Genomic DNA, 18638 nt, shown 5'->3' on the forward strand with positions numbered 1-18638 from the left:
CCCGCGTCTTCCGCACAAAACCGGATGCGGACGCGCCTTGAGATGCAGTGGGCTGCGGCGGTGAGGTCGTCGCTAGTGAGAATGATTCTGTGCGAGTCGTAGGGTGGGTTAGCCGCGTAGCGGCGTAACCCACCATGGATGTCGGCAGGCATCCCGTGGCCGGCCCTGCGGGCCGGTCGGTGGGTTACGGCCTGCGGCCTAACCCACCCTACGAGAAGGGCTGGATCAATAAGAGCACCGCTACGCCGGCACTGGGGATGAGCAAGGCTCAGCAGAGCTCGAACAGGCCAGCGGCGCCCATGCCACCACCGATGCACATGGTCACGACGACGTAACGCACACCCCGACGGCGACCTTCCAGCAAGCTATGGCCGACCATCCGCGCACCGGACATACCGAACGGGTGACCGATGGAGATGGCGCCGCCGTTGACGTTCAGACGGTCGTGGGGGATGCCCAGCACGTCACGGCAGTGCAGCACCTGACAGGCGAAGGCCTCGTTGATTTCCCACAGGCCGATATCGGCCACGCTCAGACCGAAACGCTTGAGCAATTTGGGCACCGCCAGCACCGGGCCGATGCCCATTTCTTCCGGGGTGCAACCGGCCACGGCGATGCCGCGATAGGTGCCCAGCGGCTGCAGGCCACGACGCTGCGCTTCACCACGGCTCATCAGCAAACAGGCAGCGGCGCCGTCGGAGAACTGCGAGGCGTTGCCGGCGGTGATGAACTCGCCCTGCTCGATCCACTTGCCGTTTTTCCACACCGGTTTCAGCGCAGCCAAGTCTTCAAGCTTTGTCGACGGCCGGTTGCATTCGTCACGCGCGGCCAACACGTCCTCATGACCGGTGGGCTGGCCTTCCTTGTCGAAGCACAGCTTGCGCGCGGCCAGCGGCACGATTTCCTCATCGAACAAGCCATCGCGCTGCGCGGCGGCGGTGCGCTGCTGGCTTTGCAGCGAGTATTCGTCCTGGGCGGCGCGGCTGATGCCATAACGGCGCGAGACGATCTCGGCGGTTTCGAGCATCGGGATGTAGGCGCTCGGCATGCACTCGAGCACCGCCTCGGACTGCGACCGGTAGCTGTTCTTGTGCTTGGTCTGGGTCAGCGACAGCGACTCGACGCCGCCGGCAATGGCGATGTTCATCTCCCCGGCGAGGATGCCAGTGGCCGCCACGCCGATACTCATCAGGCCGGAGGCGCACATGCGGTCCAGGGCCATGCCCGGCACCGTGTCCGGCAGACCGCCGGTGTAGGCGCACAGGCGGCCGATGTTGTAGCCCTGGGTGCCCTGCTGCACGGCGGCGCCCATGATCACGTCTTCCACCGAGCCCGGCTCGATGCCGGCACGCTCGACCACCGCGCGCACCACATGGCCGCCGAGCACCGGGGCTTCGGTGTCGTTGAAAGAACCACGGAACGACTTGGTCAGCGCGGTCCGCGCGGTGGCAACGATCACAACTTCATTCATGCTCATGGACAGGCTCACTCGGCAATAGGGTTGAAGGTGTAGCGACTGATGGTGTCGACCACGCAGCCCGGACGCTCGGCGCCCTCGATTTCGACGCTGATACGCACCACGAACTGCACCGCCGCGCCGACCATTTCCGCGCTCAGTACTTCGCCGCGGCCGCGCACCCGCGCACCGACCTTGACCGCCGCCGGGAAACGCACGCGGTCGCTGCCGTAATTGACGCCCATGGCCATGTTCTCGATGCTCATCAGCTGCGGCATGAACAGGTTGGCCAGGGACAGGGTCAGGTAGCCGTGGGCAATGCAACCGCCGAACGGGCCGCTGGCGGCGCGCTCGGGATCGACATGGATCCACTGCTGATCGCCCGTCGCTTCGGCGAACAGGTTGACCCGCTCCTGGGTGACCGGCAGCCACTCGGTGACGCCCAGGTCCAGGCCTGGGGCATTGAGCATCTGCTCGGCACTGCTGAATACGGTGCTCATGTTTGCCTCCTCAGGCCTGCTGCGAACTGACCGACAACACTTCGCCAACCATGTAGGAGGCGTAGTCGCTGGCCAGGAAGATCATCACGTTGGCCACTTCCCAGACTTCGGCAGCGCGACCAAAGGCTTCACGGCCGGCCAGTTGCTCCAGCAGCTCGCTGCTGGATGCCTTCTTGAGAAACTCATGCAGAGCGATGGACGGCGACACGGCGTTGATCCGCACCCCGCTCTCGGCGGCTTCCAGGGCGCTGCAGCGGGTCAGCGCCATCACTCCGGCCTTGGCCGCGGCGTAGTGCGCTTGTTCTTTCTGCGCGCGCCAGCCGAGCACCGAGGCGTTGTTGACGATGGCACCGGCGCCACGGCGCTCCATATGCGGCAGCATCGCGCGGGTCATGCGGAAGGTGCCGGTGAGGGTCACGTCGATCACCCGCAGCCATTCCTCGTCGCTCATCTCGGTGACGCGCTTCTGCCCGCCGAGCCCGGCGTTGTTGATCAGCACGTCGACGCCGCCCAGTGCCTCTTCGGCGGCGGCGACCAGGGCTTGCACCTCGGCTTCCACCGTGACGTTGCACAGCTGGCCGTAAATCGCCTGCAGCCCGGTCTCCGCCTTGAGGCGCTCGACCGCCTCTTCCAGACGGCGCGGATGGACATCGGAAATCATCAGCGCGCGGCAGCCTTCTTCGGCGCAGCGCTTGGCCGCGGCATAGCCGATACCGGCGCCCGCAGCGGCGGTGATGAGTACGGACTTACCGGCCAGCAACTGATGACCAGGGACATAAGGAGGGGCTTGTCTCACGATGGGAACCTCTGACAAAAACGGACGCGAACAGATATAAGCGGCGCGCCAGCGCGGCACATCGTCAAAACGGACGGGGCAGGAAAAACGCCAGAGTGTTGCCATTGGGATGAGCAGGACAGTCGGCCACGAACAGCGTCAGGCAGGCAGGTCTGCGAACGACCGCCCTGCCGTGCCCCGCTGCACGTCAGGCACGCTTCGCGTGCGCAGGCCCTGGAGCCTGCATCATCTAGAATTCGCCAGGGGGACTTCTGCAACGCGTCCTTTACATCGGGAGACCTGTAATGAACGGCATACCTTGGCTGGCGCTGGTGGTAGCACTTGGGTGGATCTCAGGGTGCGCCACCAGACCCGAACAGAGCGTCGACATCCCCCTGCTCGCTACGATGAACAACGCCGGGACTATTGCCCAGGCGTCATTGACCTCGGCCGGCAACGAGACAACCATCTCGTTCGTCGTCGGTGGCGTGCCGAGCGGCACCACCCTGCCGGTCCATCTGTACACCTACGTCTACCCCGGCTCCTGCCAGCAGCTTGGCCCGAAACCGGCGTATGCCATGAACCAGACGGTGGGCGCGGACACCCTCTCGAGGCGTCCACCCTGGCAATTCTGGAGGCGCGTCCCCGTGGCGTTGAGCGAACTACGCGCGGGCGATTATGCCCTGGTGATCCGCTCGGGGCCGATGGACGGGAACCTGGACCTGTTCTGCGGCGATCTCAGATAAGTGCAGCCGGCTGGGCATTGAGCTGTGCATCGCCGGGCTGGCCGAGTACGCAGGAGGTGCCGCCCGGGGTGTACATCATCGCCACACAGCGGTTGCACGAAGTACAGATCGAGTCGCGGCTGGTGCCGGCCTCCAGCTTGTTGACATAGTCCGGCTCGGCGATCAGGACGCGCCCCATGGTCACGGCGTCGAAGCCTTCGCCCAGCACCTGCTCAATGCTTTGCAGGCTTTTCGCCCCGCCCAGATAAGCCAGCGGCATCTTCACCGCAGCGCGCACCTTACGGGCGTGTTCGAGCAGGTACAGCTCGCGGAAATCCACCTTGGGCGCGGTAAGACTCTGGATAAACATCGCCGCGGCCATGATCGGGTTGTTGCTGCTGACGCGGTTTTCCTTGGGAAAGGAGGAGCCGAACATGGTGGTGATCGACTCGACGTTCATCCCCGCACTCAACACCAGCAGATGCGCACCCTCACGCTCGAGGATTTGGGCGATGGCGGCTCCGTCCTCGGCGGTGTGGCCGCCCCGCGCGCCTTCGGTGATGCTGTATTTGCACACTACCGCCAGATCCTTGCCGACGGCATCCAACACCCGGCGCAGCACCAGGCTGGGGAAGCGCAGGCGATTCTCCAGGTTGCCGCCGTACTGATCGCGGCGCTTGTTGTACAGCGGCGAGACGAACTGGCTGAGCAGGTAGCCATGACCCATGTGCAGCTCCACCGCATCGAAACCGGCCTCGCGAGCCAGGCGCGCGCCGCGCACAAAATCGTCGGCGATCTGCTGTATGTCGGCCTCGCTCATCGCCTGCTTGCGCAACATGCCGCTCATCAGGCCGACCTTGTTGAAGCCGCTACTGGACGACAACGGTCGTGGCGCCTGCTGCGGCTTCAGGAAAGTGAAGCAGCCGCCGTGGGTGATCTGCGCCGAAGCGGCGGCACCCTGGCGATGCACGGCATCGGTCAACACCCGCAAGTGCGGCTGCGTGTCGCGGTCGAGCACAATCTGGTTCGGCAGCGTGCGGCCATCCGGGCTCACCGCGCAGTAGGCCAAGGTGGTCATGCCGGTACCGCCGGCGGCCATCGACTCGTGGAACTGGACCAATCGCTTGGAGGGCACGCCCCCTGGGGCCGAGCCCTCGTTGGTGGCCGATTTGATAAAGCGGTTTCTCAACGTCAGCGGGCCGATGGTCAGCGGGCTGAAAGGCGAAACGGGCAGGTCTTTATTGTTAGGCATGACGATCCCTGGTTTCTTGTTCAAATTGTCGGTGAGGCGTAAGGCGAGGGGCCTGGGACGACACCCAGACCGGCAGCAGGCCGCATCCGCAAGGTGCCTGGATTGTTGTACTCCCCTCCCAGCCGCAACATCGTCCGATAGGACTATTCATGTGCCTTCGCTAATTCAGCGCCGCCACGCTGCTCAGCAGCAACTGCACCAAGGCCGTCTGCCGGGTCACGCCAGTCTTGGCGAAAATCACGCGCAGGTGCGCGCGGGCAGTGTTGCGGCTGATATTCAAGCCTAGGGCCGCCTGCTCTAGGGTCAGGCCATGGCCCAGTTGCACGGCCAGCGCGGCTTCCGCCGGGGTCAGCTGAAACAATTGGCGCAACAGGCTTTCCGAGGGCTCGGCCTGCCGTTCGGGGGCTCGAATGATCACTTCCAGCGCCGCCGGCGGACCGGCTTCATAGCGCTCTGCTCGGGCGATGCTACGCAACAGGACACCAAGGCTGCCCGGGCGTTTGCGGCGACCCAGGGAAATGGCTTCCACCACACTGCCGCCCGGCTCCGCCCGCGCCTCGGTCAGTTTGCGGATCAGTCGCCACAGACGGCGGTCATCCAGGCCAGAACTGGCCTGCAGGCGGCCGTTATGCAGTTGCAGGCCATCGGATTCGGCAAGAATCTGCTCCGCCGTGCGGTTGCATAGCAGGATCTCGCCTTGGGCTCCGAGAATCAGCGTGCCGATGCTCAGACGCTCTAGGGTGGCGGCGTACAAGCGCCGCTCGGTTCGCTCGCCGCCAAGACGCGCATGCAGGCGCAGGGCACGCTTGAGGTGCGGCAGCAGTAGCGTACAGAGCGCACGATCGCGCTCTTCGAAAGGCGCACCGTCCGGACCACGACTGACACGCAAGCGGCTCTCGAAGTTCTCTTCGGTATGCAGATCGGCGCCCATCATGTAGCGCACCTGCAGCGGCTGGAGGAAGTCACGGTAGATCACACTGTCCAGCCACTCGCGCTCGTCAATCAGCTCCTGCAGCATCACCACTCGATCACGCGGCAGTTTGACGAAGGGGTCGAGGGCATAGAGCGAACGCTCATACACCACGGCAATAGTCGGCCGCGCCTGACCGGCGAAGATCACCAGGCCGGGATCGCCCGGGGCCGGCGAACGAATCGCCAGGGATACGTAGTTGGCCTGCAAGCGCAGGCGCAACTGGTCGAACAGCTGAGTCCAGGGTACGGGTTCAAGCACACCCTCGTAGACCAACCCGAGCAACTCGAGCAGGTCAACGGGGTGATCCTGGCATTCAGATCCAGACATGCCTGTGCCCCCGGACTATTGGCCACGTCCCGCAAGCGTGCACAGCGGTTGCAGGATCGACACCCGCAACCGCCTCAGCCCACGTAGCCAAGACATCAGAAGGTGTACTTGGCGTTGAACGACAGGTAGTCGCGGTCCGCCAGAGTACGGCCCTGGGCGATGTCCGGCGAGCTCAGGTAACCGACATAGGTCAGCCCGACCTGGAAGTTGCCCAGGTACTTGAAGTCGGCGCCCACGGTCAGACGCTTCTCGTCACGCCCCAGCCCCTGATAGGCGCTACCATCGACGTTCTGGTTCCAGATCACCTTGGTACTCAGGTCCCAGCCATCGGTTATCGATGGGTAGTCGAATATGGCGCCGACCCCCAGCAGGGTCGAACCGCGGGTCTGGGTTTCAAACTCGAAGTTATCGAAGGTGCCGTCTACCCCAACCCCGCCACCGGTGATGGTCAGGTCGTCCACACCCTCGATGCGCTGGTGCACCACCTCACCCATCAGAGTGGTCTGCTGGGCGATGGCGGTTGGGCCGATGATGTACAGGGCGTTCAGGTTGCCCTGAAACAACTGGCCGCGGGCTGGCGCGCCGTTGTCGAGGTAGACCGCCGCGCCATCGCGGTAACTCAGATCGCCGGCAAACTGCACCGCGTCGCCGATCTTCGAGCTGAAGCTGGCGCCAGTCAGTTCGACGTCATCGAAATAACCGAGCCTGTACGAGGGCGCTTCAGCCGTACTGGCATGCTTGCCGATGCTCTTCAGCGAGGAGAACTGGGTCTGTCCGGTGAAATCGAAGAACAGCGCGCCTACGCGTTCGTGGTAGCGGTAGTGGAACAGGCCGACTTCGGTGCTCTCGGTCAGGCGGTAGCGAGCGCCCAGGCCCCACTGGCCACTGTCGCCCGGCTCGACGTCACTGGCGGAGTTGACCACCCTGAAGCTCTGGTCCGGCAGCGTGTCGATTACCCCCGGGGCGAGGCGGAAGAACTCCGCACCAGGGCCGAAGAAGTCGCTACCGAAGTAGTCTCCCACCGGGTTGAGCTGGGTCTCTTCCCACTTGTACTGGTAGTAGGCCAGCAGCGTCAGCTCATCGTTCAGCGACCAGGAGCCGGAGACCTGACCGACCGGCAGGTAGGCATCCTTGGCTTCGGTGCCCGGCACGTTGAACTTGGTGGCATCTACCGGCGCCTGGCCCTGACTGATGTTCGGCCAGAACAGGCTCTCGCCCCAGGCAACCAGATGGCGGCCGGCCTTGAGCGACAGGTACTGGTCGTCGAAGACGTCGAAATTGCCGTAGACATAGGCGTCCAGCAGGCGCGCCTTGCTGCCGCTAAGCTCGCGGGTGTCGCTGGTGAACGCATCGTGACGGCCGATCTTGTTCACCGTATCCGGCGAATCGTTGGCGTTGCGGTTGTGGTAGACATCGTCATAGAAAGTGCTGCCACGCAGCACCCCGCCGAGATTGTCATGCTTGAGCAGCAGCTCGCCAAACAGGCTGACTCGGTTGTTGATCAGCGAGCCGCGCTTGAAGTTGCGCGTGCCGTCGTCGAAATTCAGGTGGTTTAGGTACTCGTGCGCCTGCTTGGCGGTACGCATCGACGCGGTGTAGTTGACCGTCAGTGACGAGTCCAGCGTGGTGTTCTCGCCCAACTCGAAGCTCGGCCCGGCCATTGCCGAGCCACTGGCCATGGCCACCGCGAGACTCAAAAGGCAAGGCGCGCGATGCTTGCCCGCTCCCCGATAAGCATTATTTTCCAGCCTAAACATGCCCCTCTCCTTATTGTTGTTTTGCTGCTGTCGAGCCGTTGCCACAGCGCACAGCGTCCTGGCGGGCCGAGGCGATGTTCTCCGGCTCGACCCGCATGATTCTTACTGGCCTAAGCGGCGCGCGGCCTCAGGGCCGAAGTCGCGGGCTGACATGCCAGCCTGGTTCAGGAAATAAGCGTTGCGCTGCTCGTTCACCAGGTTGAAAGCCAGGTAGCTCGAAGCGTTCAGGTCATGGTAGAGGCCAACACCGGCCTGCCAGGTCTGGGTTTCAGGCGCGTAGAAGAAGTTGAGCATCGAGGTGCGCCACAACTCACCACGGTTGTCGTAGTTGTCGCCCATGATTGGGAACCAGGTGTCCTCGTCGATATACATCTTGCGCTTGCCATACAGATGGCGATAACCCGGTTTCAGGGTGCCTTCCAGCTCCCAGACACGGTGCAGCTCGTAGCGCATGTTGTCCGGGTTCATGTGTCCCGGGGTCAGCATGTCTGCGTACTTGAGCTTCTCGGAGTGCAGGCGAGCGGTGTTGTACGGAATGTACATTTCGCGCTTACCGACGATCTTCCAGTCATAGCGCTGGCCAGAGCCGTTGAAGATACGCACCTCGTCGACAGTGATCGAACCACCGGTTCCCGGGAACGCCATGTCGAAGCCATAGCCGGGCGACTGCCGAACCCGCCGGGTACCCGGGTCATAGCGCCAGCTCTGGCGCGGCTCGGTCTTGTCGTTCCAGAACTCGGTGCCCGTATTGATCTCGCCCTTGTCGCGTTGCGGCAACAGGGTTTCGTTCAGATAGAAGGCTGAATTGCCAACGGTGTCGCCGATCCGTCCCGGCTCCAGCCCAGGTGCGATGTTGCGCGAGTGCACACGGCCCCAGTTGATATTGCCGTCGTTGAGCACGTAGGCGTTATCGGAGACATACTCTTCAGTCCACGCTCGCACAGTAAACAACGACGCATTTTTCAGCAGTTCACCGCCCGTTTGAGGAATCGGGAAAGCGACGCCGCCAGTGCGTGCCACTACGCCCTCACCATCGTCAACCAGCTTGGCCACCGAAGCGTTCTCTAGAGCCGCTTGGCAAACCGTGTCGGAGAAACGGAAGTCACGGTGCGAGGGATAGACTGGAACACGGAAAGTCTGCGGGTACAGCTTGAACAGGGCTTTCTGCCCGTCGGACAGACGCTCGGCGTACTGATCCATGTTCTGCGCGGTAATTACGAACAGAGGTTTCTCATCGGGGTAAGGATCGACCGGATGCTTACCCGTTCCGTCGAACTTCATCCCCGGCGGTACGCCCAGCCATTTCCCGCTGTATTCAGGAATGCTGCCGTCGGCATTGCCAGCCTTTTCCGCCCCGACACAAGTCAGGTCCTTGCCGAGTCGTGCAATTTGATCGGCCGGTGCTTGCCCGAAGGACAGCACGCTATAGCTTTGCAGTGCTAATGCTGCGCTCAAGCACAACCCAATTTGATAATTACGTCGCATGCTTTTCTCCTTGTTACAAATCGACGGCCAGCGCCCGCCCACAGATGACGTGTGGCGCCTGACAGGTGAATGAAATAGGCGAGGTTTCGGAGCGCACAGCGCTGGCGTGGCCATGGCTGCGACGGGGGCCTGACGGCGGGTAAAAATAGGCTTGCGTCATTCTTGTTATGCCCCCTGCTTGGCTCCGCCAGTGGATGGCGGTAGCGCAGTATCGATTGGGCCCATGGCTGGCAACATCGTCCGCGCGGACTACGCGACATCCCGTGTGCACCCAAAAAGCGCACGAGGGCGGCGAGCTTAGGCGCGGAGCTGAGTACGCCCGGTAGGTGATGCCTGAGACGATGGTTCGTAGGGTGGGTTAGCCGTAGGCGTAACCCACCGAGCAGGCTGGACGCATGTGCCCAGGGCGGCGGCGCTGGTGGGTTACGCCGCTGCGCGGCTAACCCATCCTACAAAAGCGCTGCGCAACACTTAACCGGTACAGGCCGAGCGCGCCCACTCGACCTCGGTCATGAGGTCCTCGATGGTGAATGCGCGGTATCGTGGGATGCGATACGCAGGCGCGTCATTTCATACCTCGAGCAACGGCTCGGGCTGTTTGCTCGCGACCTGCTGCGCCAGCTGGGCAACCCCCTGCTCAGCCACTGCCGACTTAACCAAGGGACGCCCCTGGTTGAACCAGGCCGCCAACGCCGGCAACAGGAAGATCGCACCGAACATATTGACCAGGAACATGAAGGCCAGCAGCACACCCATGTCAGCCTGGAATTTCAGCGGCGCGAAGGCCCAGGTGCAGACACCGATCGACATGGTCACGGCGGTGAACACGGCAGCGGTGCCGCGCTGACACATGGCCAAATAGAAGGCATGGCGCAGGTCCTGGCCCTCGGCCATTTCATGCTGGATACGCTCGTACAGATAGATGCCGTAGTCGACCCCGACCCCGACGCCCAACGCCATCACCGGCAGGGTCGCGACCTTCAGGCCGATCCCCAGCGTCGCCATCAGGGCATTGCACAGGATGGCCACGATGCCCAGCGGCACCAGGATGCACAGCACCGCGCGCAGCGAGCGGAACGTCAGCAGGCAGAACAACGCCACCGAGCAGAACAGCGCAGCCAACATCACCACCTCGGCGCGCTTGACCGCGTCGTTGGAGGCCGCCATCACGCCGACGTTGCCGCCGGCCAGCTTGAACTCGACGCCGGGCGCCTTGATGTCTCCGATGATGCGCTTGGCCTCATTGACCACATGGGACACCGTGGCGCCTTCATGGTCATTGAGGAACACCAGGATCTGCATGCGCTGGCAGCCATCGATGACCAGTCCGGAGTCCGGTGAATAGGCCAGCGAACCCTGCTGCAATCCACGCGACGAGCCAGGAATGGCGGCCAAACGCGGGTTGCCCTCGTTGTTGCTGGCAATCATTTCCTTGCTCATCCGCGCCACGTTCTGCACCGACTGCACCCCGGCAACGTTGCGCATCTGGAAGTCGAAGGACTCCACCGCACGCATGACCGCAGGGTTCAGACACGCCTCAGTGATGCCGGGCACCTCGAGGAATACCGCCAGCACATCCAAGCCAATGGAGTAGCTGTTGATGATCTTTTCGTTGTCCTGGTTATAGCGCGAATCGGCGCGCAGCTCCGGTGCGCCGGTACCGATATCACCGACCTCGAGCTGACGCGCCTTGACCACCCCGAAGCCCAGCAGTAACAGGCTAATAGCGAACACCGCCAGCGCCGGGCGTGGCTCGGCCAGGGCTGACAAGCGCCACCACAGCGGATGCTTGGTCTGCGCGCTGGAGTTGTTGTTGCTGTGCGCCGCAGGCTCCAGATGCAGGTGCGAGATGATGATCGGCAACATCATTTTGTTGGTGATGATCATCAGGATCACGCCGATGCAGGCAGTCACTCCCAGCTCATGCACGATCGGAATGTCGATCAGCATGATCACCGCAAAGCCCAACGCGTTCATCAGCAGCGCCAGGGAACCCGGGATGAAAATCTTGCAGAAGGCCGCGCGAGCAGCCGCCACCGAGTCGCTGCCGGCCAGCACATCCTGCTTCCAGGCGTTGGTCATCTGCACCGCATGGGAAACGCCAATGGAGAAGATCAGGAATGGCACCAGGATCGACATCGGATCGATGCCCAAGCCCAGCAGCGGCAACAGGCCAAGCAACCACACCACCGGCAACAAGGCCACGGCGAGCGCGACCACGGTCAGCTTCAGCGAACGTGAATACAGCCACAGCAACAGTGCGGTGATCAGGAACGCAACCACGAAGAAACCAATCACCGTGTTCAGCCCTTCGACCACATCGCCGACCAGCTTGGCGAAGCCGACGATATTGATCTCGATGTTCTCGCTGTTGTACTTGGCGCGGATCTCTTCCAGGCTCTTGGCAATTTCGACATAGGACACCGGCTTGCCGGTTTTCGGGTCGCGATCCTGCAGATCGGCGCGGACCATGGCCGATTTCAGATCGTTCGCCAGCAACCGCCCCGTCTGCCCGGCGCGGGCGGCATTGCTGCGCACCTGATCCAGGTCGGCCGGGGAGCCGGAATATTGCGGCGGCACCACCAAGTCGCCGACATAGCCCTCTTCGGTGATCTCGATGTAGCGCACGTTGGGCGTGAACAGCGAAGTTACGCTGGGGCGGCTGACGCCGGAGATGAAGAACACATCATCCGTGACCTGCTGCAGGACCTTGAGGAACTCCGGGTTGTAGATATCGCCCTCGCCCTTCCAGTGCACATTGACCAGCAGGCGGTTGGCACCGGTGAAGACTCGACTGAAATCGAGGAAGTTCAGCATGTACTCATGGCGCACCGGGATCTGTTTGTTGAAGCCCGGATCGAGACGCACCTGGGTGGCGCTGTAGCCCAGCCCCAGCGTCACGATTACGAACAGGCCCAGCAGCACGCTGCGCTTGGCCATCAGTTGGTCCGCGCACCATTCCACGCAGCGCTCCACCCACGTCCTGTTCTGCTTCATCTCCAGCCTCTCAATGTCCAACCGCTGCAAGGCTGCCACTGGCACCCTGGAATACACCGTGTTCGCCAGCCACCAACACATCCTGGCCATCCAGGACTACGGCGGAGGTCAACGTGCCAAGTCCGGCGCGGTGCGTGATGTCGCGCAATGCGCCGCTGACGTCGAGACGGACCAAGGTACTTTCGGCCCCGACGATCACCAGGCCAGCGTTACCGGGCAACCGTACATGGCCATAGAGCGGCAGGTTGTTGCCCACCTCGACCTGCTTCCAGCTGAGGCCGAAGTCCTGGGTCACGAATATGTGCCCACGCATGCCATAGGCCACCCAGCGCTCGGGCGACAGGCGCACGACGCCGAACAACGAGCCGTTGTAGAAGGCCGGCAGACTTTCCCAATTGGCCCCGTGATCAACCGAGCGCAGCACCATGCCTTGCTCGCCGACAATCATCTGGCGGCCATCGTGACCACCATCCATGCCATTCAGGTGGTAACCGTCGACCGATACTTCGCGCTGCAACCAGCTAAGCCCGCCATCAGTCGATTCGAGGTACTTGCCGTTGCTGCCGAAAGCCGCCACATGCCGCTCGTCATCCGCCCACACACCCAGCAGCGGCTCGGCCCGCTCGACGTCGTAACGAACCTCTTGCCAGGTCTTGCCCGCATCTTGCGAACGCAGGATCCAGCCGTCGTTACCGACCACCACCAGCACCGACGGGGTCAACGCGACCACACCGGTAAGCGTGGCATCGCGCTGCTTGGACAGTTGCGCTTGCTGCCAGGATTTGCCCTGATCGGCGCTGAGCAGAATGGTGCCGCGCTCGCCAACCGCGACCAGCTGCTGGTCGTTGGCGAGCATGTCGTTGATTTGCACGCGGTCGGTATGCAGCACGGTCGCCGCCATGGGCGCAGGGCTGCGAGGAGCAAAGGCGTATACGACAGTCACCATGACAATGGCGCTCATGGCATATCCGATCAGCTGGCGCATGACGGACTCCATGGCGCGGCAGGTAAGCGCACGACTGGCTTCATGCTCGCGATCCTCTGATTTTGTTTTTGTTCTCATGTCGGGATGTTTCAGGGTTTGGCACACCCGAAGACACAGACTGGCAACGATCATCCGACCGTCCCGCCCCTCCAACATCGTCCATATGGGTTATTCCAGAGCGGTCGCTGCCGGCGCAGCAGCATGGCCCGCGTCACCCAGAGCAGATTGACGGCGTACAGGCGGTCGATGCGTCGACGCTATACGGCCGACGACTGCACTGAAAGGGAGGCAAGTTTCAGCTAGTCCAACTGGACGATGCCGAGCCTTTTTCCGTGACTACATAGTCACGCGCACTCGACTCCCCAAGCCTGAGTTGCAGGTCGGGCTGACCCCGACCTTGGCAAAGGACGCTATGACAATAACAACCATCAGGCTCGGCGCTTTGCAGTTCTTGCGCGCGAGTAGCCGGGCTGCCCGGCAGAAGTCGATGTCCCTCGCCCACCCTGCAAGACCGTAACAGGCGTTCGACATCCGAATGCCGTCCATCCCGGTGGGCGGCGCCCTTTGGCATAACGGAGACAACAACAATGAAACAGCTGTTAGCCGCCTCACTGGCCGTGGCCGGTTTTGCTCTGACCCAGCCGGCCCAGGCCCTGAATATCATGCTGACCAACGACGACGGCTGCCGTGCGCCGGGGATCAACGCCGTGTATCAGGCGCTGGTCGGCGCCGGCCACCAGGTCACCCTGGTCGGCCCGCTGTACGACAGCAGCGGCATAAGCGCCGCCAGCGCGGTCACTCCCGGACAGGCCTTGTCCGTGACCGAACTGGCGCCCGGCAAGTTCTGCGTCGGCCCGCCGGCAGGCTACACCCCGCCAGCCGGCAAGACCTCGGCGATCGGCACCCCGGTGGATGCGGTCAACGTCGGTCTCGGCCTGCTGCTCAAGGACAACCCACCGGACCTGGTGGTCTCCGGGACCAACTTCGGCGAGAACGTCGGCCCGACGTCGCAAATGTCCGGCACGGTGAACGCTGCGGTGCGCGCCATGTTCAAGGGCGTGCCGGCGGTGGCGGTATCCACTGAGTTCGACATGGAGCTGTATCTGCAGGACCGGCAGGCCGGCTTCCTGAAGACCCAGAATGCGCTGGACGATACGGCCAACTTTGCGGTCAAGGTGATCGAGAAGGCCAGCGCTGCCGGAGCCCATGCCAAGAAAATCTGCGAGAAGAGCAAGGGCAAAGCCGAGCCCTTCTGCGAGCTGAACGTACTCGGCTTGCCAGGCACTACCGGGTTGAGCATCAACTACCCGGCCCGCGAAGCCGCCGAGGTGACAGGCGTCAGCTATGCGCCGATCGGCGACTGGGGCATGTGGAACTTCACCCCGCAACGCGGCGCGGACGGCGTGGTGCGGCTCAACCTGACGGCACCAACGACTCCGACCGCGGCCCAACAGCAATCCGATGCCTATCAGCTCTCGTTGGGCAAGGCGGTGATCACCGTAATCGACGGCAATATGACCGCAGCACCCGCGCAGCAGGCGCAGGCCGAGCAGATCCTCAAAGGCCTGGAACCCTGATTTAGTCGATATGAAAAACGCCCCCTTCCCTGTTGAAGCGGGGCGTTTTTATTGTCATCAAGGATTGGACACGCCCAACTGCATTCTGGTCTCCAGCAGAAAACCCGATTCCGGTTAAGAACCAGTTTTAAACGCGGCAGGGCTGACCCGCAGCAGGTCGTAGGCAGGCTCTACGCAATGACCGGGGCTGGCGCCTGATGCTGACCACAGACTTCGGAAATAATCCGCGACTGCGTGGCCACGATCTTCCACTGCCCCTCGATGCGGCGGTAACGGTCCTGGTAGATGACACCCAACTGCCGCGTGCTGCCGGTCTCTGCATCCAGGTTGAAGTAACTGAGCGCCCAGCGCGCCTGCGCCTCGTCTTCGCTCAACAAGTCGATTTCCGGGTTGGCGCCGTGGTGGCTGTCTATTACGCGCGGCTGGCAGGCCAGGCGGCTGTACAACTCGATGAAATCATCGCGGTTATCGAAACAGCCTAAAGGCCCGTAATCGATCACCACCGGTCCTTCGGCAAAACACTCCCGAATACGCTCGACCTCCTTGAGGTCGCAGGCGTTCAGATAGCGATGTTTCAGTTGGCGAATGGCTTCCAATGCTTCAAGCCGGGCGATGCGCTGTTCCAGGTCCATAACTCCCCCTTGTGCTACTGCCTTAACTGACCCGCGCCGGATGCACCGTTCTCGGCGCGCCCAACATCTCGCGCCAGGACGGTGGCTGGCGATCACCTGCGTCACGGATGCCGTAACGCAGCGCCAACTCGGCACTGATCAAGGTTTGCCCGGACACACTGGCCAGCTCGGGATCACGCCACAGGGCGTGGATGATCCGCCCAGTGAATTGCGGGGTTTCCGCCATCGCCAGAAATTGCTCGTAGTCGTCATCGCGACCTGCGCTGGCCAGTTCGGTACGCTGGGTCAACTGCGGTCCCAGCCACAAGGACACCGCAGCGACGCCCTGCCCCTCGAAGTCCACCGCCATGTCCGCGGCCATCTTGTCGCAACCGGCCTTTTGCGCCCCGTACGCCGGGCCGTGCATATAGCAGCCGCCGCCGAAGGAGGAGGTAAAGGCGATCAGGCCCTGTTGAGCCTTGAGCAGCAAGGGTGCGGCGTAATAGCTCGCCACATAGGCCGAGCGCAGCCCCACCTGCAGAATGTCGGACTGCGCCAACGGCTTGGCCCAGAACGGGCCAGGCTCGATCAGCGAGTCATCGATGTAGACCGCGTTGTTGACCAGTACATCGAGATGCCCTTGTTCGCGCTCGATACGCGCCAAGAGCGCCTGCACCTGGGCATCATCGCCATGGTCACAGAGCACCGCGATCCCCTGCCCACCGGCATCGGTCACCGCTTGCGCGCTGTCGAATACCGTTCCATGCAGAATCTCGCCGCGAAACCGACTGGCGCCCTCGCGCGCACTGCGTCCGGTGACGTACACCGTCATCCCGGCAGCGCCCAATGCCTGCGCAATGCCCTGCCCGACACCACGACTGGCGCCTGTAACCAGGGCCACGCCCTGCGTTTTGCCTGCGTGCATCAGTATTTCCTTTTCTGCCTGGAGTCGGGACATCTGTCGGTGCCAGAACGCAGCAGCGCCGGTCTTGGCCCAGCGGTGGAAAATGCTTCGCAGTTTTCCACCCTACGCCAGCGTTCAGGCAGGGTGGATAACGCTGTGCTTATCCACCATTACACCGGAGAGACTTGGAGCAGACGCTTAGGAACCCCAGACCTTCTGCGCCTTGGGCGCTTCGGCGAGGATGGCGTCGACGGCCGCGCCGACTTCGCCGACTTGCCACTGCGCGCCCTTATCGCGGGTCACGCCGGTGCGCCAGCCGTCGCCCAGGGAGATCCGCCCGCCCTGGCTCTCGAACACCTGACCGGTGACGTGCTTGGACTGGCTGCTGCCCAGCCACACCACCAGCGGTGCGACGTTCTCCGCCGCCCAGGCGTCGAAGCTGTCGTCCTCGGGCTTCTTCACCACGTCCGGCATCGCACTCTCGGTCATCGAGGTACGCGCCGCCGGGGCCAGGGCGTTGGCGGTGACGCCATAGCGCGCCAGTTCGGCGGCCTGCACCAGGGTCAGCGAGGCGATGCCGCCCTTGGCTGCGGAATAGTTGGACTGCCCCACCGAACCTTGCAGGCCGGCGCCGGAGCTGGTGTTGATGATCCGCGCGTCCACCGGCGTGCCGGCCTTGGCCTGGTCGCGCCAGCGGCGGCCGAGGATATTGGCCAGGCAATAGTGGCCCTTGAGGTGCACGCGCATCACCAGGTCCCAGTCCTCTTCGGACAGGCTGATGAACATGCGGTCACGCAGGATGCCGGCGTTGTTGACCAGCACATGCACTTCACCGAAGGCCGCCAGGGCGGCATCGACGATGCGTTGCGCGGACTCCAGGGTGGTGATGTCGTCGTCGTTGGCGATGGCCTGGCCACCGGCCGCGCGGATCTCGCCGGCGACGTCTTCGGCGGCATCGCGACGGATGTCGTTGACCAGCACATTGCCACCCTCGGCGGCGAACGCCAGGGCATAGGCGCGGCCCAAGCCGCCGCCGGCGCCGGTGATGATCACGGTGCGACCGTTACAAATTCCCATGCTGCGTACTCCTATTCGGTATTGGAGGCTGATGGGTATCGCTGCGCTCAACCCATCCTACAAAGCCACACCGCGGTGGCTGTCCTAAAGTCGTTCAATAATGCTGACGTTGGCCTGTCCACCGCCTTCGCACATGGTCTGCAAGCCATAACGGCCGCCGGTGCGCTCCAGCTCGTGCAGCAGCGTGGTCATCAGCCGCGCGCCGGTGGCGCCCAGTGGGTGGCCGAGGGCGATGGCGCCGCCGTTGACGTTGGTCTTGGCCGGGTCGTAATCCAGTTCCTTGGCCCAGGCCATGACCACCGAAGCGAAGGCCTCGTTGATCTCCACCAGGTCGATGTCGTTCATGTGCATGCCGGCTTTCTTCAGCGCCGCGCGGGTGGCCGCGATCGGGGCGGTGAGGTGCCAGATCGGGTCGTCACCGAGCACCGAGAGGTGGTGGATGCGTGCCCGCGGGGTCAGGTTGTAGCGCTTGAGCGCCGCTTCCGAGACCACCAGCAAGGCCGCCGAGGCATCGCAGGTCTGGCTCGACACCGCTGCGGTGATCGACGGGTACTCGCTGCCCACCGGCTCCAGGCTGGCCATTTTCTCCAGGCTGCTGACCCGCGGGGTTTCGTCGAAGTCGAGGCCTTCGCAGGCGACGATCTCACGGGCGAAGCGCCCGCCCTCGGCAGCTGCCAGCGCGCGGCGATGGCTTTCCAGAGAGAACACTTCCATCTGCTCGCGGCTGAGCTGCCAGTGATCGGCGATGCGCTGGGCCGCGTAGAACTGGTTGACCGGCTGGTTGCCAAAGCGCGCCTGCCAGCCCTTGCTGCCGGAGAACGGATCGGCGAAACCCAGTGGCTGGCCGGCGAGCATCGCCGAGGAAATCGGGATCTGCGTCATGGTCTGCACGCCGCCGACCGCCACCACGTCCTGCATGCCGCTCATCACCGCCTGCGCGGCGAAATGCACGGCCTGCTGCGAAGAACCGCACTGGCGGTCCACCGTGGTGCCCGGCACATTCAGCGGCAGGCCGGCGGCCAGCCAGCTGGTGCGGGCGATGTCGCCGGCTTGCGAACCAATGGTGTCGACGCAACCGAAGATCACGTCGTCATAGTCTTCGCCCGGAATCCCGTTGCGTTCGACCAGTGCCTTCAATACATGGGCGCCGAGGTCGATGGCGTGGACATGGGCCAGGCTGCCCTTGCGCTTGCCGGTGGGGCTGCGCAGGGCGTCGACGATATAGGCTTGGGGCATG

At 63.3% G+C, this 18638-nt stretch carries 15 protein-coding genes; 2 read left to right on the plus strand and 13 right to left on the minus strand.

Features of this window, described 5'->3' with window-relative positions:
- Window positions 1–268: 268 nt before the first annotated feature.
- From D3880_RS17110 to D3880_RS17120, 3 genes are read right to left on the minus strand one after another with little or no spacing between them, the layout of a single operon-like run.
- Window positions 269–1477 (minus strand): acetyl-CoA C-acyltransferase, encoded by a 1209-nt coding sequence (locus D3880_RS17110; RefSeq protein ID WP_177412181.1) that lies wholly within the window; start codon window positions 1475–1477, stop codon window positions 269–271.
- 8 nt (window positions 1478–1485) lie between these two features.
- The gene (locus D3880_RS17115) at window positions 1486–1956 is read right to left on the minus strand and encodes a MaoC family dehydratase (protein ID WP_119894626.1); all 471 of its coding nucleotides are present in this window, start codon (window positions 1954–1956) and stop codon (window positions 1486–1488) included.
- A gap of 10 nt (window positions 1957–1966) precedes the next feature.
- The gene (locus D3880_RS17120; protein WP_119894627.1) at window positions 1967–2752 is read right to left on the minus strand and encodes an SDR family oxidoreductase; all 786 of its coding nucleotides are present in this window, start codon (window positions 2750–2752) and stop codon (window positions 1967–1969) included.
- A gap of 284 nt (window positions 2753–3036) precedes the next feature.
- On the opposite strand from D3880_RS17120, the gene D3880_RS17125 reads away from it, so the two are divergent.
- Window positions 3037–3477 (plus strand): hypothetical protein, encoded by a 441-nt coding sequence (locus tag D3880_RS17125; RefSeq protein ID WP_119894628.1) that lies wholly within the window; start codon window positions 3037–3039, stop codon window positions 3475–3477.
- On the opposite strand, the gene D3880_RS17130 is transcribed toward D3880_RS17125, so the two are convergent.
- The 6 genes from D3880_RS17130 to D3880_RS17155 all read right to left on the minus strand — a co-directional run bounded on the left by D3880_RS17130 (window position 3470) and on the right by D3880_RS17155 (window position 13232).
- Window positions 3470–4708, minus strand: a complete 1239-nt coding sequence (locus tag D3880_RS17130) for an NADH:flavin oxidoreductase (protein ID WP_119894629.1) — start codon at window positions 4706–4708, stop codon at window positions 3470–3472. The genes D3880_RS17125 and D3880_RS17130 overlap by 8 nt on opposite strands.
- Window positions 4709–4868: 160 nt before the next feature.
- On the minus strand, window positions 4869–6008 hold the full coding sequence (locus D3880_RS17135) for a helix-turn-helix transcriptional regulator (protein WP_162935016.1): 1140 nt from the start codon (window positions 6006–6008) through the stop codon (window positions 4869–4871).
- Between the two features lie 95 nt (window positions 6009–6103).
- Window positions 6104–7687, minus strand: a complete 1584-nt coding sequence (locus D3880_RS17140) for a DUF1302 domain-containing protein (RefSeq protein WP_238474461.1) — start codon at window positions 7685–7687, stop codon at window positions 6104–6106.
- Window positions 7688–7867: 180 nt separating this feature from the next.
- A complete protein-coding gene (locus D3880_RS17145; protein WP_119894632.1) occupies window positions 7868–9250 on the minus strand; it encodes a DUF1329 domain-containing protein in 1383 nt (460 codons plus the stop codon).
- Between the two features lie 570 nt (window positions 9251–9820).
- The gene (locus tag D3880_RS17150; RefSeq protein ID WP_177412182.1) at window positions 9821–12247 is read right to left on the minus strand and encodes an efflux RND transporter permease subunit; all 2427 of its coding nucleotides are present in this window, start codon (window positions 12245–12247) and stop codon (window positions 9821–9823) included.
- A 10-nt stretch (window positions 12248–12257) separates the two neighbouring features.
- A complete protein-coding gene (locus D3880_RS17155; protein ID WP_119894633.1) occupies window positions 12258–13232 on the minus strand; it encodes a WD40/YVTN/BNR-like repeat-containing protein in 975 nt (324 codons plus the stop codon).
- Between the two features lie 587 nt (window positions 13233–13819).
- Between D3880_RS17155 and surE the strand changes: the two genes are divergently transcribed.
- Window positions 13820–14809: a 5'/3'-nucleotidase SurE gene (gene surE / locus D3880_RS17160; protein ID WP_119894634.1), complete on the plus strand. Its 990-nt coding sequence runs from the start codon at window positions 13820–13822 to the stop codon at window positions 14807–14809.
- Between the two features lie 170 nt (window positions 14810–14979).
- Here surE and D3880_RS17165 read toward each other — a convergent pair whose 3' ends face one another.
- The 4 genes from D3880_RS17165 to D3880_RS17180 all read right to left on the minus strand — a co-directional run bounded on the left by D3880_RS17165 (window position 14980) and on the right by D3880_RS17180 (window position 18637).
- Window positions 14980–15441, minus strand: a complete 462-nt coding sequence (locus tag D3880_RS17165; RefSeq protein ID WP_119894635.1) for a nuclear transport factor 2 family protein — start codon at window positions 15439–15441, stop codon at window positions 14980–14982.
- 22 nt (window positions 15442–15463) lie between these two features.
- Window positions 15464–16345: an SDR family NAD(P)-dependent oxidoreductase gene (locus tag D3880_RS17170; protein WP_119894636.1), complete on the minus strand. Its 882-nt coding sequence runs from the start codon at window positions 16343–16345 to the stop codon at window positions 15464–15466.
- 177 nt (window positions 16346–16522) lie between these two features.
- Window positions 16523–17401 carry an SDR family oxidoreductase gene (locus D3880_RS17175; protein WP_119894637.1) on the minus strand — a complete coding sequence of 293 codons (879 nt, stop codon included), beginning with the start codon at window positions 17399–17401 and terminating at the stop codon, window positions 16523–16525.
- An 84-nt stretch (window positions 17402–17485) separates the two neighbouring features.
- Window positions 17486–18637 (minus strand): acetyl-CoA C-acetyltransferase, encoded by a 1152-nt coding sequence (locus tag D3880_RS17180; protein ID WP_119894638.1) that lies wholly within the window; start codon window positions 18635–18637, stop codon window positions 17486–17488.
- Between the last annotated feature and the right edge of the window lies 1 nt (window position 18638).

It is taken from the genome of Pseudomonas cavernae (assembly GCF_003595175.1).
GTDB classification, from domain to species: domain Bacteria; phylum Pseudomonadota; class Gammaproteobacteria; order Pseudomonadales; family Pseudomonadaceae; genus Aquipseudomonas; species Aquipseudomonas cavernae.